This window comes from Bdellovibrio sp. ZFWA1 (assembly GCF_056175665.1).
The window spans coordinates 684,991-698,866 of sequence record NZ_JBJKJH010000002.1; the positions used below are offsets into that span (position 1 = coordinate 684,991).

Below are 13,876 nucleotides of genomic sequence, written 5' to 3' on the forward strand. Positions count from 1 at the left end.
TTTAGTATTCTGGTTGTCCTACTTTATTTTAAATACTCGAATCGGAGGGGCTTCATCTTTGTATTTGATAATTTCCATTTCTGGAATTTCTATATGTTCTTCAAGTTTGGTAATTTTCAAAGAACCAAATCGCCCTTCGACTTTGATGCCGGGAATTTCTTGTAGGAACTCGGTCAAGGTCACTGTCTTTTCAGTCATCTGAATATGAGTTACATAGTTTGTACTATGAATGTATAACTCCCCACCGACCTTCAATAAATCAAAAGTTTTTTGTAATGAGGTGGTCATATCCTGAGTGTATGAGATCACGCCGAAGAAATCAGAAATTAAATCTGCCTTTTTCCAATCATGAGTGTTTTGCTTTTCGAACATGCCTTCTTTGACTTCCAGTTTGCCTTGAAAGCGAGGAATTCCGAGCCAGCGATCTAATTTATAACAAACTGCTGTGGATTGGGCGGCAATCTTTGGGTTTTTAAAATTGATGTAGTAGTCAATCTGGGCCTGTGCTTTTCCGGCACCAAGATCAATCCAGTGTCCGTTTTCATCCAGGCTTTCAAGCTTTTCTTTGAAGCCTTTTTCTAGGTAAGTTTGGTATTCCCAAAGGTCACGACTTGTTACAAATTTATTCTTTTGAACTCGGGTGGAGGCTACATGGGCATCGTCGAAGACATTTTCGCAGGCAGGGCGAGCCGCGAGGGAGGTTGAGCCAAGAGAAAAGAAGACGGCAAAGGCAATAATCTGATTTTTCAAGGAATTTGTAATCATAGTGTAGACTTCTGCAAAGGGATGGCCATGATATTTAACATTAAGTCTTACCAAATGAGCTTTTATAGCTTTAGCCTGTTTACTAAATTCACAAGCGACGATTTTTGTAGTTGCTTAGGAGTGTCTCATTTTGGCATTCTTCCAAAGGAAGTGGGTTTTTATGACAGCATCAGACTCGAAAATTTTTGATTATGACTTTGTTATCGTTGGCTCTGGTTTTGGTGGCTCGGTCGCAGCTTATAGGCTTGTGCAAAAAGGATATAAGGTGCTGGTTATTGAAAAAGGTCGTCGTTGGAAAAATAGTGAATTTCCGACATCGAATCGTCAGGTTAGTAAATTCTTTTGGGCTCCTTTGGCGAAGTGTTTCGGTATTCAGCAAATCAGTCTTTTGAAAGGGGTGATGGTTCTGCACGGCGCGGGAGTCGGTGGTGGAAGTTTAGTTTATGCCAATACACTGATGCAGCCAGCGTCCGATGTTTTCGAAAATCCTTCATGGCCCTTGATCGCCAACAAAAGAATCGACTGGAAGTCAGAATTGGCTCCGTTTTATCAGGAAGCTAAACGGATGTTGGGTGTTGTTCAGAATCAACTTCCTGGAACCGCAGACCATCTAATGAAGCCTTTGGCCGAGTCATTAGGATGTGCTTCTACTTTTCACTACACCGATGTTGGAATTTGCTTTTCGAATTCAAAAGGCGAAAGGCTTAAGGATCCGTATTTCAATGGGGAAGGGCCTGATCGAGTTTCCTGTACGGGGTGTGGAGCTTGCATGGTTGGTTGCCGAGTCGGAGCAAAAAATACCTTAGACAAAAATTATCTTTATCTTGGTGAAAAGCTGGGATTGCAGATTTTGCCTGATACTTTAGTAGAAAAAATCGAGCCGACAGGTGGTGGATATTTACTTCACGCCCGCTCGACCCAAAGTTGGTTTGCATCGCCTAAGGTTTTTTCGGCAAAGAAAGTCATTCTTGCTGGCGGTGTGATGGGGACCTTAAAAATTCTTTTTCAGAATAAATTTGAACACAAAACTTTACCTAATTTGTCGTCGCAGTTAGGCTGCGCGGTGCGAACCAATGGTGAATCCCTATGCGGAGTAACAACCTTGGACGATAAAACAGATATGTCCGAGGGGATTGCTATTGGTTCAGCAATTCACCCAGACGCCATTACTAAAATTGAGCCTGTTCGTTATCCATCGGGATCAGACGTGATGAGATGGTTGGCCGTGCCGTTAACAGGACAGGGGAGTGTGTGGACTAGACCGTTAAAGTTGGTTGTAAACATGATTTTTTCTTTTCCGCAAATGTTGCGACTTTTATTTGTAAAGGATTGGGCAAAAAGTTCAGTGATTCTTCTTGTGATGCAATCTTCAGAGCAAAAAATGAAAATTCGCTGGGGGCGTAGCTATTTGACTTTGTTTAGAAGTTCGTTAGTCGGGGACGAGAAGAACGAGAAAATACCAAGCTTTCTTCCGGTGGCTCAGAGTGCGACCCAACATTTGGCTCAACAAGTAAAAGGAATTCCCCAAAATGTATTTTCAGAGGTCTTGTTGGGGATTCCAGCTACCGCGCATATCTTAGGCGGCTGCGTGATGGGGTCAAGTTCCCAGGATGGTGTCATTGATGGTCATCACGAGGTATTCGGTTACCCAGGTCTTTATGTTTGCGACGGTAGCGTGGTGCCCGTTAACCTGGGAGTTAATCCAAGTCTTACGATCACAGCATTAGCCGAGCGTTTTGTTTCGCAGTTTCCGTTGCGCAAAGATATCTTGTAAAACGATAGCAATAGCGATCCAGATTAAAATAAAAGCTATCAATCGTTGTTGGCTCAGTTGTTCTTTGAAGACAAAAATCCCCGTAAGGAATTGCAAAAACGGTGAAATAAATTGCAAGAACCCCATCGTAGAGTAGTCAAGATTTTGAGCTCCGATGGCGAAAATCCAAAGAATAAATCCAGTTAATATTCCCCCTAAGGCTAACAGTAGCGTTGGCGTTAACGGGGCCGTCAAAGGATTCATCGTGCAGATCCAAGGCGCTGCAATAATCGCAAAGGGAACTATTAAGCCAGATTCAAACGTCGAGTGTAGAATTGTTTCGCTTTTAGATACTTTTCTGATCACTCCATACAAGGAAAACGTAATTGCTAAGCTCAGTGCCACCCAAGGAAAGTATGGGCTTGAAAATATCAGCCATAAAACGGTCGAGACTGTGATAACCAAGGCGATCCATTTGTTTCTAGTCAGAGTTTCTTTAAAAAAGACGATCCCCATTAAGATGCTTAGAATTGGGCTAATAAAATAGCCAAGACTTGAGTCGACGGTATGGCCATTATTGATGGCCCATATAAATACAACCCAATTGATAGCTATGAGTAGCGACGATGCCAAAGTTAATAGAAGCAATCTTGGCGATTTTAAGAAATTTTTAAGTCCTGCGGTATTACCCTGAGTGAAGACTACAACATAGTAGAAAACAAAAGACCAAAGGATTCGGTGAATCAGAATCTCCCAGGGCGAGAAGGCCGCAAGGAGTCGCCAGAATAAGGGAAAAAAACCCCAAAAAATATAGGCTCCAGCGGCGCAAGTGAAGCCTTTAATATAAGCGGACTTCATTATTGCCGACGATTTTTCACACAATAGTCAAGATTCTCGTTCATAAAACGACGAGTCTCGTTTAATTCATCGACCGAAATTGTGAACGACTTAGTGCTACATCCGTTTTGTTTGATCAGATTCATGATCGCAGACATTTCCTCTGCAGGCAGAATCAAGCGCCATGCAATTTTGACTTTCATCCAAGTCTTTAGATAGTCGCAAGTGATGTTTTGATTAGGCGGAATGTATCTATCTGGACCCGAATCGCCTTTACTCATATTTTCGTGAGCATAGACAGGGATCAAGTGATGTTTGTTCCCCATAAAGTTGGCGTAAAGGCAGCGCGCTCTAAAATCCCAGTTCGATGCTCCGGTTACGTACGCGTGTTTTAACGGAACCAAGTGATCGACTTGAACTTGCCGAGCATTATTTAATGTTAGGCCTGTGTACTGATCTTCCCAAGCGCCGGTGTCGACGACGCATTTTTTATCATTTCTAAAGGTGACAGGCCCTGCAGAGTCACGAACTAAAACCTTCGCTCGAGTGTTCTGGCAGGTGTCATCATCTGGGTCATTGATCCAACGTCCAAAGTGAGTGCGGCGTTCATACTTTTCCGCTGGTGCGGGAAAAGCCTCTGTATAGTGAACTAAATTGAGTAGGCTTAGAGCTGCTGTCTTAGCGACTTTTAGAAAGTCTTTTTCTACTGAAAAAAGGCTGTCAGAAACGCTGGAGTCTTGAGCTGAGTCTTGAATCCGATAGTAATCGGTAGCGGCTCCTTGAGAGGCGTAATTATCCAATTGCGACGCGAAGCCAGCACTAGATGTAGTAAGGATGAAGAAGCTAACTCCTGCATTTAGGAGTTTAGAAGATATATTCACAGGTCCCCCTCTGGACTTAAGACCATTGAACATGAAATGTGGTGGGTCATTCAAGAGATTTAGTTTTAGTTTTCTGTCTGGACTGGATGCGTCCAAAAGGACTCGACGCGCAATCGTATTTTTTTATCTGTTTTTTTCTTGTCATTCTTTGCCTGATCTATTTTTGCCTAACGTCTGGGCATCTAATGGATGCTAGTTGTGTTCGGCGCGTTTTCGGCGCAGAATTATGATCGGAAAGAGGGAGGAATTATGTCTTTTAAACTTTTTGTAGCGGCAGTTCTTGGGGTTGCATTTTTGTCTGGTTGCGGTCATATGCATAAGGGCGGAAAATGTGGCGGGTGTTCAGATTGTGGCTCTAAGACAGAGTGTTCAATGGATAAAGATGGCAAGCCTTGTGAAGGTGATTGCCACAAGAAGCCAGAATCTAAGTAGTTAAAAACACAGGATTTTGTTTCTTTATAGGGGGGCGTGGCCTCCCTTTTTTTGTGTCAAAATTAATCGTTTGATTAAATCACTTGTTTTAATCAAACGATTGAATTAGATTATTGGCTATATGACAGTCCAAGAATTAGATGCCAGAAGAAAAATTATCTTAGCCGGATCGAAGCTTTTTGCAGAGCAAGGTTTCGATGGGACGAGTACCCGTGATATCTCGAAAGAGGCCGGGGTCAATCTTAGTCTGATCTCTTATTACTTTGGTGGAAAAGAGGGGCTTTATAAATCCGTGCTCTTTGAAACAATGAGCGCCTTTAAAGTCGGGATCGACCGTATTATTGAAGAGTTTGATACCGAAGAGCTGACCCGCCAAAGTTTCGAAACAGCAATTCACGCTTTTATTGATGCCTTTTTTGAAATGCGTTCCTCGAACCGTTATGTGTTTATTATTTTCGAACGGGAAATGATGGCTGGAATGCCGGTCATTAAGGAAACGAATCAAGAAATCTTCAAGAGCATCTCTGAAAAAATGCAGTTGTTTTTGAAGCGTGCCCAGAAGAAGGGAATTATCGACCCAGACCTAAAAGTGCAATACTTTTTGGGTCCTTTGGTTGATTCTATTATCGGTTATTTTATGAGCTATGACTGCTGCCAACATTTCGTCGAAGAGGTCAGCGGTTTGAAAGAAGATCGCTCTGAATTTAAAAAACAAATTTCAATTATCTTTTTAAAAGGAATATTCAAATGAAAAACATGAGTTTGATGTTAGGACTGGTGCTCGCAAGCTCTGTCGCAAATGCGCTGAGTTTAGACGAGTATCTACGCCAAGTAGAGCAGCAAAACCAATCGTTCAAAGCCTATGAATTTTCGAAAGAAGCTGCAGACTCGAAAAAGGTTTCTGGCGACCTCGAGTTAAATCCCATATTAACAATCGACGCGGGCAAGGTGATCGATAAAGCGGGTAACAACTCGTTTATTCAACAGATGGGTGCAGACAAGTCCGAGATCACATCGTTTTCAGTCGGATTGGCAAAAAGATTTTCTAGTGGTACCGCGGTGTCTTTAACAGCAAAAGGTACGGATTTTGACAACCCTGGGGTTAGTGCAAGCTTCCGTTCATTTGAAAAATATGCGACAGGATCCCTAGGGGTTGCGGTTCAACAGTCACTTATCAAAGACAGTTTCGGTAGCGGGACTCGCCTTCGTCAGGATCGTGAAGAAAAAGTTGCCGAAGCAAGTAAGGGTGGATACAGCCTCCAACAGCGTTTAATTCTGACTCAGGCTGAAGCTTTGTATTGGGATTATATGTATTCATTAGAAACAGTAAAAACATCAGAAGCGGCGTTGGCGCGTGCTAAGCGTATCGAAGGCTGGATTCGTAATCGAGTCTCTGATGGTATTAGCGATCGTGCAGATTTATTGAATATTCAAGCCCTGGTTGCGGCTCGTGAATTGGCTGTGATAAATGCCAAGGATGAAATCGTTGCCAAAGAAAAAGAACTTCGTAAAACCTTAGAATTGAAAGAATCAGATGCTTTGCCAGAGCTAACTGGGGATCTGAATAAAAAGCGTGCGTTGACCGACCTTGTGGGTGGCAAAGGAAAAGTAGTTTCATTAGAGGCGAAGTTCACTGCTTTAAGTGCGAAAGCCAGCAGAATTGGTGCTGAAGAAGTAGAAAATGCATATCGTCCGGATCTGACCTTAAAGGCAGCTTATAATACAAATTCCTATGAAGATAAATTAAATGAGGCGACAAAAAATTGGGGACAAACTAAAACTCCAACCACCTCGGTGGGAGTCAGTTTCGTTTATATGTTTGACACAGATGTAAAGAGCGCTCAAAAAAATGCTGCTCGTAAAGAGGCTCTAGCTGCGGAACTTCAGGCGAATCGAAAGCAAATCGAATCAGATACTCTTTGGAGTGAACTGAATCGCCGTTATATGGAGCTAACTCGTAAGATTGATGCTGCGACAAGAATTTCAGAAATTCAAACGGCACGTGCAAAAGCAGAGGCCGACAAGTTTAACAAAGGTCGCTCGGTGACGTCGAACGTGATCAACTCCGAGCAAGATGCGGCTGACGCAGAACATACATTAACTATGTTGAAAGTTGAGCAAAGAAAACTAGAAGCTCAAAGTCGACTCTTTATTGCAGAAGAAACTAAATAAGGAAATTATATGAACTTACCAAGTCTATCTATACGCAGACCGATATTTTTAACATGTATCGTTGCTTTCATGATGCTAATGGGGATGTTCTCGTTGAAAAAGATGCCTGTGGATCTTTTTCCAGATGTGACCTTTCCGGTTCTATTTGTTCAGGTCACTTATCCGGGGGCTTCACCAACGGACATCGAAAAACAAGTTTCTAAGCCTATCGAAGATGAGCTTGGAAGTCTTCAGGGTTTGAAGACAATCACATCAAACAATTTGGATTCCGTTGGTTTGATTGTCCTGGAGTTCCGATTGGGTTCTGACATCAAAGAGTTAGAGCAAGAGGTACGCAATCGTATCGGGAATATTCGCCGAGATCTTCCGGCTGACATTTATGAGCCAGTGATCAAACGATTTGACCCTGCCGATCAGCCAATTATCACTTTAGCTTTCGCGACGGATATTGAAGACGGTAAAGCCTTCGATATCGCTAACGAAACTTTGAAGCCTCAGTTCGAGCGAATTTCAGATGTTGGTCAGGTTGAAATTTTGGGTGGACGCAAACAAGAAGTCCACGTCTTGATCAATAAGCAAAGACTTCAAGATCGTCAGATTTCAATGTTGCAGGTTGCAAAGCGCATTGAAGAGACTTCAAAAGATATTCCGATTGGTAAAGTAGACACTTCTGTAAAAGAAACTATTTTGCGCGCAACTGGTGAGTTCAAGGGTATTGAACAAATCGAGCAAGTAAACGTTAATTTTATTGGTTCGGATAAAGCGGTTCAAATCAAAGACATCGGACGTGTTGTTCGCTCATTAGAAGATCAAAAAACCATTGGTCGTGTGAATGGTCAGAAGACTTTATTGCTTCAGATTTACAAACAGCGCGGTGCCAATACAATTGCTGTTGCGAATGCTGTTAAGAAGAATATTGAAAAAGTGAATGTCTACCTGAAAGAAAAAAACATTCAGGGCGAAATTAAGCTTGTTCGGGATACTTCAAAGCCAATCAATGCCAACGTTTATGACGTTAAAGAATCAATCATCATCGGTATCGTACTTTGTATGATCGTGGTGTTTTTCTTCCTTGGATCGGCACGCTCTACGTTCATTACGGGAATGGCGTTACCGAACTCTTTGTTGGGTGGATTTGTCTTGATGTACGCGATGGGATTTTCAATCAATTTGATGACACTTTTAGCGCTGTCGCTAGCTGTCGGATTGTTGATTGATGACGCGATTGTGGTGCGAGAAAATATTTTCCGTCACTTAGAAATGGGTAAAAAACCTAAAGATGCGGCATTGGATGGAACTAAAGAAGTTGCCATGGCCGTAGTTGCAACAACGGCGGTCGTCATGGCCGTGTTTGGTTCGATTTCATTCCTTCAAGGTACTGTTGGGCAGTTCTTTAAACAGTTCGGTTTAACGGTCGTCTTTACAATGATGATTTCTATTTTTGATGCTTTCACTGTTGCGCCAATGCTTTCGGCATACATGGCTTCAGCGGCAGAGCATAAACGTGGAACAGGGCCTATTGATAGACTTTTGAACGCGTTTGACCGTTTTCAAACGGGTCTTGAAAACCAGTACGAAAAGCTGATGCATTGGACTTTAAAGTTTAAGAAGACCGTATTAGTTGGTGCCGCAGTTCTTTTTGTGGCTTCGATGGGTTTGATTGCCTTTATTCCAAAGACCTTCTTGCCTGCCAACGACAACGGAGAATTCCAGGTTCGCGTGGAATTACCGGTGGGTTCGAGTTTGGCGGCAACGGATGCCTTTATTAAAGAACTTGAGGCGGTGCTATCGAAAGACAAAGTTTTTAACGTGGTGCTGGCGCAAGTTGGTACATCTAATAATGAATCATCAAAGGGATCAATTTACATACACTTAGTTGATCGTAAGGATCGTCCATTTGCTACAACTCATTATAAGGAAGAGGTACGTAAGGTATTAGCTCCTTATCGTGATCGCGCGATTATTCAAGTTGGTGATATTGATATCGCAAACTCTGGGCAAGCGCCGGTGAACTTAAATATCGTGGGCGATGACCTTGAAGCGGTGAACGAGTATGTATTAAAACTTGTAGAGCGCTTTAAGAAAATCAAAGGCCTAGTGGACGTTGATACGAACTTCCGCTCGGGTAAACCTGAATTCCAGGTCGTTTTTGATCGCGCAAAATCTGAAAAGCTAGGCGTATCTACGACGACCGCGGGGGCTGAATTGCGTAACCGTACCGAGGGCGCAGAGGCTGCGATCTATCGCGAAAACGGTATCGAGTATAAAGTTCGAGTTCGGTTTGAAGAACAAAATCGGGACTTAAGAAATGAGTTCGCAACAACATTTGTTCCAAATGCTAACTTTAACATGATTCCTCTTTCGAAAATTGCTGATGGCGTAGAGTCTAAGGGATATTCTCAGATCAATCGTCAAAACAAAGGACGTTTTATCAATATCTCTGGAAACTTAGATGCCGGTGGCAGCTTGGGTGATATCTCTCAAGAAATTGAAAAGGTGTTGAAGAATGAACTTCCTCCGCCTGCGGGAATCACTTATGCCTTCCAGGGTCAAGCAGAGGACTTTAAAGAGTTGATCGAGAACATGTTGTTGGCGATCACTTTAGGTGTGATCTTTATCTATCTGGTGTTGGCTTCACTGTACGAAAGCTTTATCACGCCATTAACGATTCTATTGGCTTTGCCATTGGCGATGACAGGGGCCTTCGTGGCGTTGCTCGTCTTCGGTAAGACGATCGATATCTTCTCGTTGATTGGTATTATTCTGCTCTTGGGTGTGGTTGCGAAGAACTCTATCCTATTGGTGGATTATACAAACCAATTGATTCACGAGGGAATGGAGCGAAATGCGGCTTTATTGAAAGCGGCTCGCACAAGATTGCGACCAATTTTGATGACTTCATTGGCTTTGATCGCGGGTATGATTCCAATCGCGATTGGTTTGAACGAAGCTTCAAAAATGAGAACCTCGATGGGGGTTGGTATTATCGGTGGTCTTGTTAGTTCGACATTGCTTACGTTAGTTGTTGTTCCTGCGGCCTTCGGTTATATCGATGACTTCAGACAATGGTTGCAAGCTAAAGTGGTCAAGTTGACGGGCTACGAAAAGCACTAAAACCGTTAAAAAAGTGAGAATAGGTTTAATTAAACCCCGTTAGTTTTAAGCTAGCGGGGTTTTGTATTTTTTACGTTTTCATTTTAGGTGTATTCCCTTGGGAGCTTGCTCGTGACGGTGTCTATTGGTAGATTACCGCCGAGTCATTTTCTTCAATAACAGAAAATGAAGTTCATCGAGGAAATTATGGAGTTTAATTTTTTTAAGAAAAATTCAGCGTTTTCAAAAAAATGGATTCAAATGCATTTGAATTCTGAAGACCCACTGTTGAAGCTGAATCCTGAGTGCGAAAAGATTTCCTGCGTGCAGGGAAAGTTGTGGGTGACGAGTCCGACCTCAGGAGTTGATATTGTTTTATCAGCGGGCGAGACGTTGGATGTTGACCAACTGGAAAGTGTTCTTATTGAAGCTATGGGAGACGCTGATATTGGTGTCTTCACTCATTGGCATCACTAGTAGACTCCACGGAAAGAGCGAATTTCTTCCAGTTTCTTTTCAAACAGACTCCAGTCATCCTGGCTGGCAATTGGAGCCCAGATGTTTTCTATTTCGTCGATCAAAAGGGTGCAGGGTTTTGAATTTTTAAAATAAGTGTGCTGAACCAGTTCTTCATCCTCTATTTTGAATTGCTTTAGCAATGACCAAAGCATTTGAAAATCATCTGATTTTTCATAGAGTTCTTTTTGCGGCGACGTTTGCCAGCGTTCTTGAGCTGAGTGAAGATCGAAAAAACACTGCTCGTAATTCGCTTTTGATTTTTCTAAAAACACAAAGAAATAATGTATTAATTTTTGAACTGATTCGAGTTCTTCAGCCGTTGGATTTTGGGGGCGTTGGATGTTTAGTCTTTTAAAAAAATGATTTTGAGTTGCTTCGTTAAACTCATCAGCAAAATCCTCTAATAGTTCTTTATAGGGCATGCCGGGATAGGCGTATTCGAAGCATTCTCCGAGTCGCTCTAGGTTCCATAACATGGTGATGGGTTGCCGGCCAAAGCTGTAAAGTCCTTGGTGGTCAAAGTAGGCGGCCGTAAAGCGCACATCGTAGCGAGGTAGAAATCGATAGGGCCCAAAGTCAAATGCTTCGCCATTGATGTTCATATTATCAGTGTTCATCACTCCATGAACAAAGCCTGCCATCATCCACTGGGCAACCAAATGGGCGCTTTTTTGAATGACGGATTTATAAAGTAAAGTCGCTGCGGTTGCTGGCGGTTGTAGTTCCGCAAGTTCGGCTTGGTAGTTCTCAATCGTGTATTGTATCAGGCGTTGAAGATTTTCTTTCTGTTGAAGATAGGCCAGCCTTTGAAAGCTTCCGAATCGAATATGTGAGTGGGTGAGCCGAACCAGAACTGCAGAGCGGGTCGGGCTTGGTTCGTCGTTGCGAACTAAGCTTTCCCCCGTTTCAAAGACGCTGAGTGTTTTACTAACACAAACACCGAGGCTTTCCAGTAACTCGGTGGCTAAGATTTCACGATAGGCACCTTTAAGGGTCAGGCGACCGTCTCCACTCCGAGAATAAGGAGTTGTGCCCGATCCTTTAGTTCCCAGATCAAGCCAACGTCCGGTGTGATCTTTTAGCTGAGCAAATAAAAATCCACGGCCGTCCCCGAGTTCGGGGTTGTAGTTTAAAAACTGATGGCCGTGATAACGCAGGGCTAGCGCCTCACTAAGATTACCTGGTAATGGTTTAAAGGCATGAAAGTGCTGTTGCCATTGTTCAGGGCTGAGATGATTTAATCCGATACTTTTGGCCGCGTCCTGGTTGCGGTAGCGCAGTTTAGCCTCTGGAAAGTGGGCGGCACGAACGGGGTCATAAAAATCGGGGCCAAGCGAAGTAATAGGGGGCTTTATCATAATGAAAAGTTCATATGAAAGAGTGTTAAAAGCAAGGCCCTTATTGACAATAACTTGCATTTAACCGACAAAGGACCCATGAATGAGCCTATAAAATCGGTAGAGGAAGACAAAGCAGACGTGGTGGGGATGGTAATCAGTATCCTTTGTGCCATACATTGTGTTGCGACACCTTTTGTTGTCTACAGCTTGCCTTATCTTGCCTATAGTTTTCACCATCCGCTGTTCCACTTGGGCATTGCGGTTTTGGTGGTGCCCGTGGGGCTGTGGGCTTTTTATCGAGGCTACCGCCAGCATCATAATTGGCTTGTCATAGTGTTAGGCTTGGTCGGCTTGCTGACGGTCACCGCGGCAGCAATTCTTCCTCATCAGTACATTCATCTTTTAGGCCACACTCAGTGGACTCTTTTGGGGAGTGCGTTTTTGATTTCGGCCCATTGGTTGAATCGAAAAAAGATTCATCAAGCCTGCAGCTGCCATAAGCACTAACTGCTCTTGTTAAACATAACATTTTTTTGAGTGAATTTAGTTGTCGCAATTTGTTGCGCTTTGTCTGACATAAAGCATAGTTTTTGAGAATCAAATAAAAGTTTATTGAAAACCAAATGAAAGATTTTATAGTAGAGATCATCAAATGAGGAGGTCTCTATGACACAAATGAATCGTCGCGGTTTTTTCGCAACTGCGGGTAAAGTGATCGGTTTGGCAGTAATTTCTCCGGTAGCAATCAAGTCTTTGATGACTTCAGAAGCAAAAGCAGAACAAAAACGTCCAGCTCGTGGTGGCGGTGCAGCTGCTGGTGGTTCTGTGCCGTTGGTTGATCCAAATGACTCTGTAGCAAAAGCGGTTAAGTACGCTGCTGATCACACTAAAGTTGCTGAAGCCAAAGGCAACCTTTGCGGTAATTGCGGCTTTTATAAAAAAATAGGCGTAGAAGGCGGTAAAGAGGTTGGAACTTGCACGATCTTCGCTGGTAAGCATGTTCTTGCAAATGCTTGGTGTGCTTCTTGGAATAAAAAAGCATAGTTTTTTTAATCAAGATCTATAAAATAAAAAAAAGACCTACCGATGTAGGTCTTTTTTTTATGGTGAGTAAATGTGCTTAATTTAGACGGCTATTATTACAATCTTTCTTATTTATAAGAGATACCTTGTTCTTTAAATGAGTGTCTGTTGAGATCTTTAGTTATGGATTCGAAATTTCGCAATTTTAAACTTAATCGTCGTTTAGTTAGGGCAATAAAAATTGTGATTTCTGTCACCGCTATATTATCAGTTGGGATTTTTTTTATCGTCGTAATTGCGGTTTATTCGCTCCTAAGTTCCTCCGGGAAAAATAATCTTACAAATGACAGAGGTGTTTCTCAAAGTCCTAGATCCATAGGTGTAATGGAACACAAGATATACGAAACCATGGGCCCAAGTGACTCCAATGAAAAGCCAGAGTTAAATTTATCTAGGCAAAAACTAGATCGCGAACGAAGATTCAAGCAACAGTACAAATTTATGAAGGAAATTGCGGTTCTTCGCGAAGACTCTCGCTTCGAATCTGCTAGTCCATTGTGTGATATTTTGTGTTCAGAAAGTACGTGGCAAAACCGTGAAGAGAATGTTGAGCTTTGGGATCATTTTAATTCGTTTCTGGAGCGTGAGGGATCACGTGCATTCGAGGACCCTGAGTTTCGGTTGGCCTTTGAAACTGCAAACTCTTTTGCGGACATTATGATTGCTGTTGAAAAAGTGATGGAGCAATTTGAGCCAGTTATTGATAAAAAAAGTGAATTGTCGGAATCTGAAAAAATTTATTTATCGGCGAAGGCCCCGTTTTTGATTGCAAATTTGGCTAGTGAATTTAGCAATCTGATTCCTCAAAGTAAAAAACAAAGTAAAGTCGTTGCGAAACTGATTAAATTACGAAAACAGTGCGGAAGCTTGTCCTCTGTTGAAATCGAAAAATCATGTAGAGTAATCAGTGAAGGCGTTAGGTAATACGCACAAAGGCGATATCTAGATCGTGGACATGAGCAACACGCCGTTTTGGGTGTTGCTCATGTCCAAGAAAATTC

The 13,876-nt window shown here is 42.5% G+C and carries 13 protein-coding genes; 9 read left to right on the plus strand and 4 right to left on the minus strand.

Going from position 1 to position 13,876, the window contains the following annotated elements; translation table 11 throughout:
* Positions 1 to 18: 18 nt before the first annotated feature.
* Positions 19 to 765, minus strand: a complete 747-nt coding sequence (locus AC04MN_RS12780; RefSeq protein ID WP_475383589.1) for a hypothetical protein — start codon at positions 763 to 765, stop codon at positions 19 to 21.
* A 160-nt stretch (positions 766 to 925) separates the two neighbouring features.
* On the opposite strand from AC04MN_RS12780, the gene AC04MN_RS12785 reads away from it, so the two are divergent.
* Positions 926 to 2,539, plus strand: a complete 1,614-nt coding sequence (locus AC04MN_RS12785; RefSeq protein ID WP_475383590.1) for a GMC oxidoreductase — start codon at positions 926 to 928, stop codon at positions 2,537 to 2,539.
* Here AC04MN_RS12785 and rarD read toward each other — a convergent pair.
* Both rarD and AC04MN_RS12795 read right to left on the minus strand, forming a co-directional pair.
* The gene (rarD, locus tag AC04MN_RS12790; RefSeq protein ID WP_475383591.1) at positions 2,489 to 3,376 is read right to left on the minus strand and encodes an EamA family transporter RarD; all 888 of its coding nucleotides are present in this window, start codon (positions 3,374 to 3,376) and stop codon (positions 2,489 to 2,491) included. The two genes, AC04MN_RS12785 and rarD, sit on opposite strands and share 51 nt — an antisense overlap.
* Positions 3,376 to 4,236 carry an HNH endonuclease family protein gene (locus tag AC04MN_RS12795; protein ID WP_475383592.1) on the minus strand — a complete coding sequence of 287 codons (861 nt, stop codon included), beginning with the start codon at positions 4,234 to 4,236 and terminating at the stop codon, positions 3,376 to 3,378. Before AC04MN_RS12795 ends, rarD begins: the two co-directional genes overlap by 1 nt.
* A gap of 249 nt (positions 4,237 to 4,485) precedes the next feature.
* Here AC04MN_RS12795 and AC04MN_RS12800 point away from each other — a divergent pair, with 249 nt between their 5' ends.
* The 5 genes from AC04MN_RS12800 (at position 4,486) to AC04MN_RS12820 (ending at position 10,410) form a co-directional block, all read left to right on the plus strand.
* Positions 4,486 to 4,668, plus strand: a complete 183-nt coding sequence (locus tag AC04MN_RS12800) for a hypothetical protein (protein WP_475383593.1) — start codon at positions 4,486 to 4,488, stop codon at positions 4,666 to 4,668.
* A gap of 121 nt (positions 4,669 to 4,789) precedes the next feature.
* Complete coding sequence (locus AC04MN_RS12805; RefSeq protein ID WP_475383594.1) at positions 4,790 to 5,419, plus strand: TetR/AcrR family transcriptional regulator; 630 nt, start codon at positions 4,790 to 4,792, stop codon at positions 5,417 to 5,419.
* Positions 5,416 to 6,840: a TolC family protein gene (locus AC04MN_RS12810; protein ID WP_475383595.1), complete on the plus strand. Its 1,425-nt coding sequence runs from the start codon at positions 5,416 to 5,418 to the stop codon at positions 6,838 to 6,840. Before AC04MN_RS12805 ends, AC04MN_RS12810 begins: the two co-directional genes overlap by 4 nt.
* A 9-nt stretch (positions 6,841 to 6,849) precedes the next feature.
* Positions 6,850 to 9,954, plus strand: a complete 3,105-nt coding sequence (locus tag AC04MN_RS12815) for an efflux RND transporter permease subunit (protein ID WP_475383596.1) — start codon at positions 6,850 to 6,852, stop codon at positions 9,952 to 9,954.
* Between the two features lie 165 nt (positions 9,955 to 10,119).
* Positions 10,120 to 10,410, plus strand: a complete 291-nt coding sequence (locus AC04MN_RS12820) for a DUF2917 domain-containing protein (protein WP_475383597.1) — start codon at positions 10,120 to 10,122, stop codon at positions 10,408 to 10,410.
* Here AC04MN_RS12820 and AC04MN_RS12825 read toward each other — a convergent pair.
* Positions 10,407 to 11,810 carry a protein adenylyltransferase SelO family protein gene (locus AC04MN_RS12825; RefSeq protein WP_475383598.1) on the minus strand — a complete coding sequence of 468 codons (1,404 nt, stop codon included), beginning with the start codon at positions 11,808 to 11,810 and terminating at the stop codon, positions 10,407 to 10,409. The genes AC04MN_RS12820 and AC04MN_RS12825 overlap by 4 nt on opposite strands.
* Before the next feature lie 78 nt (positions 11,811 to 11,888).
* Between AC04MN_RS12825 and AC04MN_RS12830 the strand changes: the two genes are divergently transcribed.
* The 3 genes from AC04MN_RS12830 (at position 11,889) to AC04MN_RS12840 (ending at position 13,799) form a co-directional block, all read left to right on the plus strand.
* Entirely contained in the window at positions 11,889 to 12,299 is a 411-nt protein-coding gene (locus AC04MN_RS12830) for a MerC domain-containing protein (protein ID WP_475383599.1), read from the plus strand.
* A 159-nt stretch (positions 12,300 to 12,458) separates the two neighbouring features.
* Positions 12,459 to 12,836, plus strand: a complete 378-nt coding sequence (locus AC04MN_RS12835) for a high-potential iron-sulfur protein (protein WP_475383600.1) — start codon at positions 12,459 to 12,461, stop codon at positions 12,834 to 12,836.
* 363 nt (positions 12,837 to 13,199) lie between these two features.
* On the plus strand, positions 13,200 to 13,799 hold the full coding sequence (locus AC04MN_RS12840; RefSeq protein WP_475383601.1) for a hypothetical protein: 600 nt from the start codon (positions 13,200 to 13,202) through the stop codon (positions 13,797 to 13,799).
* The last annotated feature ends 77 nt before the right edge of the window (positions 13,800 to 13,876 follow it).

What these genes read in the sequence shown, in the direction of transcription:
- AC04MN_RS12780 (WP_475383589.1), bottom strand. Translation starts at nt 765, where the DNA reads ATGATTACAAATTCCTTGAAAAATCAGATTATTGCCTTTGCCGTCTTC.
- AC04MN_RS12785 (WP_475383590.1), top strand. Translation starts at nt 926, where the DNA reads ATGACAGCATCAGACTCGAAAATTTTTGATTATGACTTTGTTATCGTT.
- rarD (WP_475383591.1), bottom strand. Translation starts at nt 3,376, where the DNA reads ATGAAGTCCGCTTATATTAAAGGCTTCACTTGCGCCGCTGGAGCCTAT.
- AC04MN_RS12800 (WP_475383593.1), top strand. Translation starts at nt 4,486, where the DNA reads ATGTCTTTTAAACTTTTTGTAGCGGCAGTTCTTGGGGTTGCATTTTTG.
- AC04MN_RS12805 (WP_475383594.1), top strand. Translation starts at nt 4,790, where the DNA reads ATGACAGTCCAAGAATTAGATGCCAGAAGAAAAATTATCTTAGCCGGA.
- AC04MN_RS12810 (WP_475383595.1), top strand. Translation starts at nt 5,416, where the DNA reads ATGAAAAACATGAGTTTGATGTTAGGACTGGTGCTCGCAAGCTCTGTC.
- AC04MN_RS12815 (WP_475383596.1), top strand. Translation starts at nt 6,850, where the DNA reads ATGAACTTACCAAGTCTATCTATACGCAGACCGATATTTTTAACATGT.
- AC04MN_RS12820 (WP_475383597.1), top strand. Translation starts at nt 10,120, where the DNA reads ATGAAGTTCATCGAGGAAATTATGGAGTTTAATTTTTTTAAGAAAAAT.
- AC04MN_RS12825 (WP_475383598.1), bottom strand. Translation starts at nt 11,810, where the DNA reads ATGATAAAGCCCCCTATTACTTCGCTTGGCCCCGATTTTTATGACCCC.
- AC04MN_RS12830 (WP_475383599.1), top strand. Translation starts at nt 11,889, where the DNA reads ATGAATGAGCCTATAAAATCGGTAGAGGAAGACAAAGCAGACGTGGTG.
- AC04MN_RS12835 (WP_475383600.1), top strand. Translation starts at nt 12,459, where the DNA reads ATGACACAAATGAATCGTCGCGGTTTTTTCGCAACTGCGGGTAAAGTG.
- AC04MN_RS12840 (WP_475383601.1), top strand. Translation starts at nt 13,200, where the DNA reads ATGGAACACAAGATATACGAAACCATGGGCCCAAGTGACTCCAATGAA.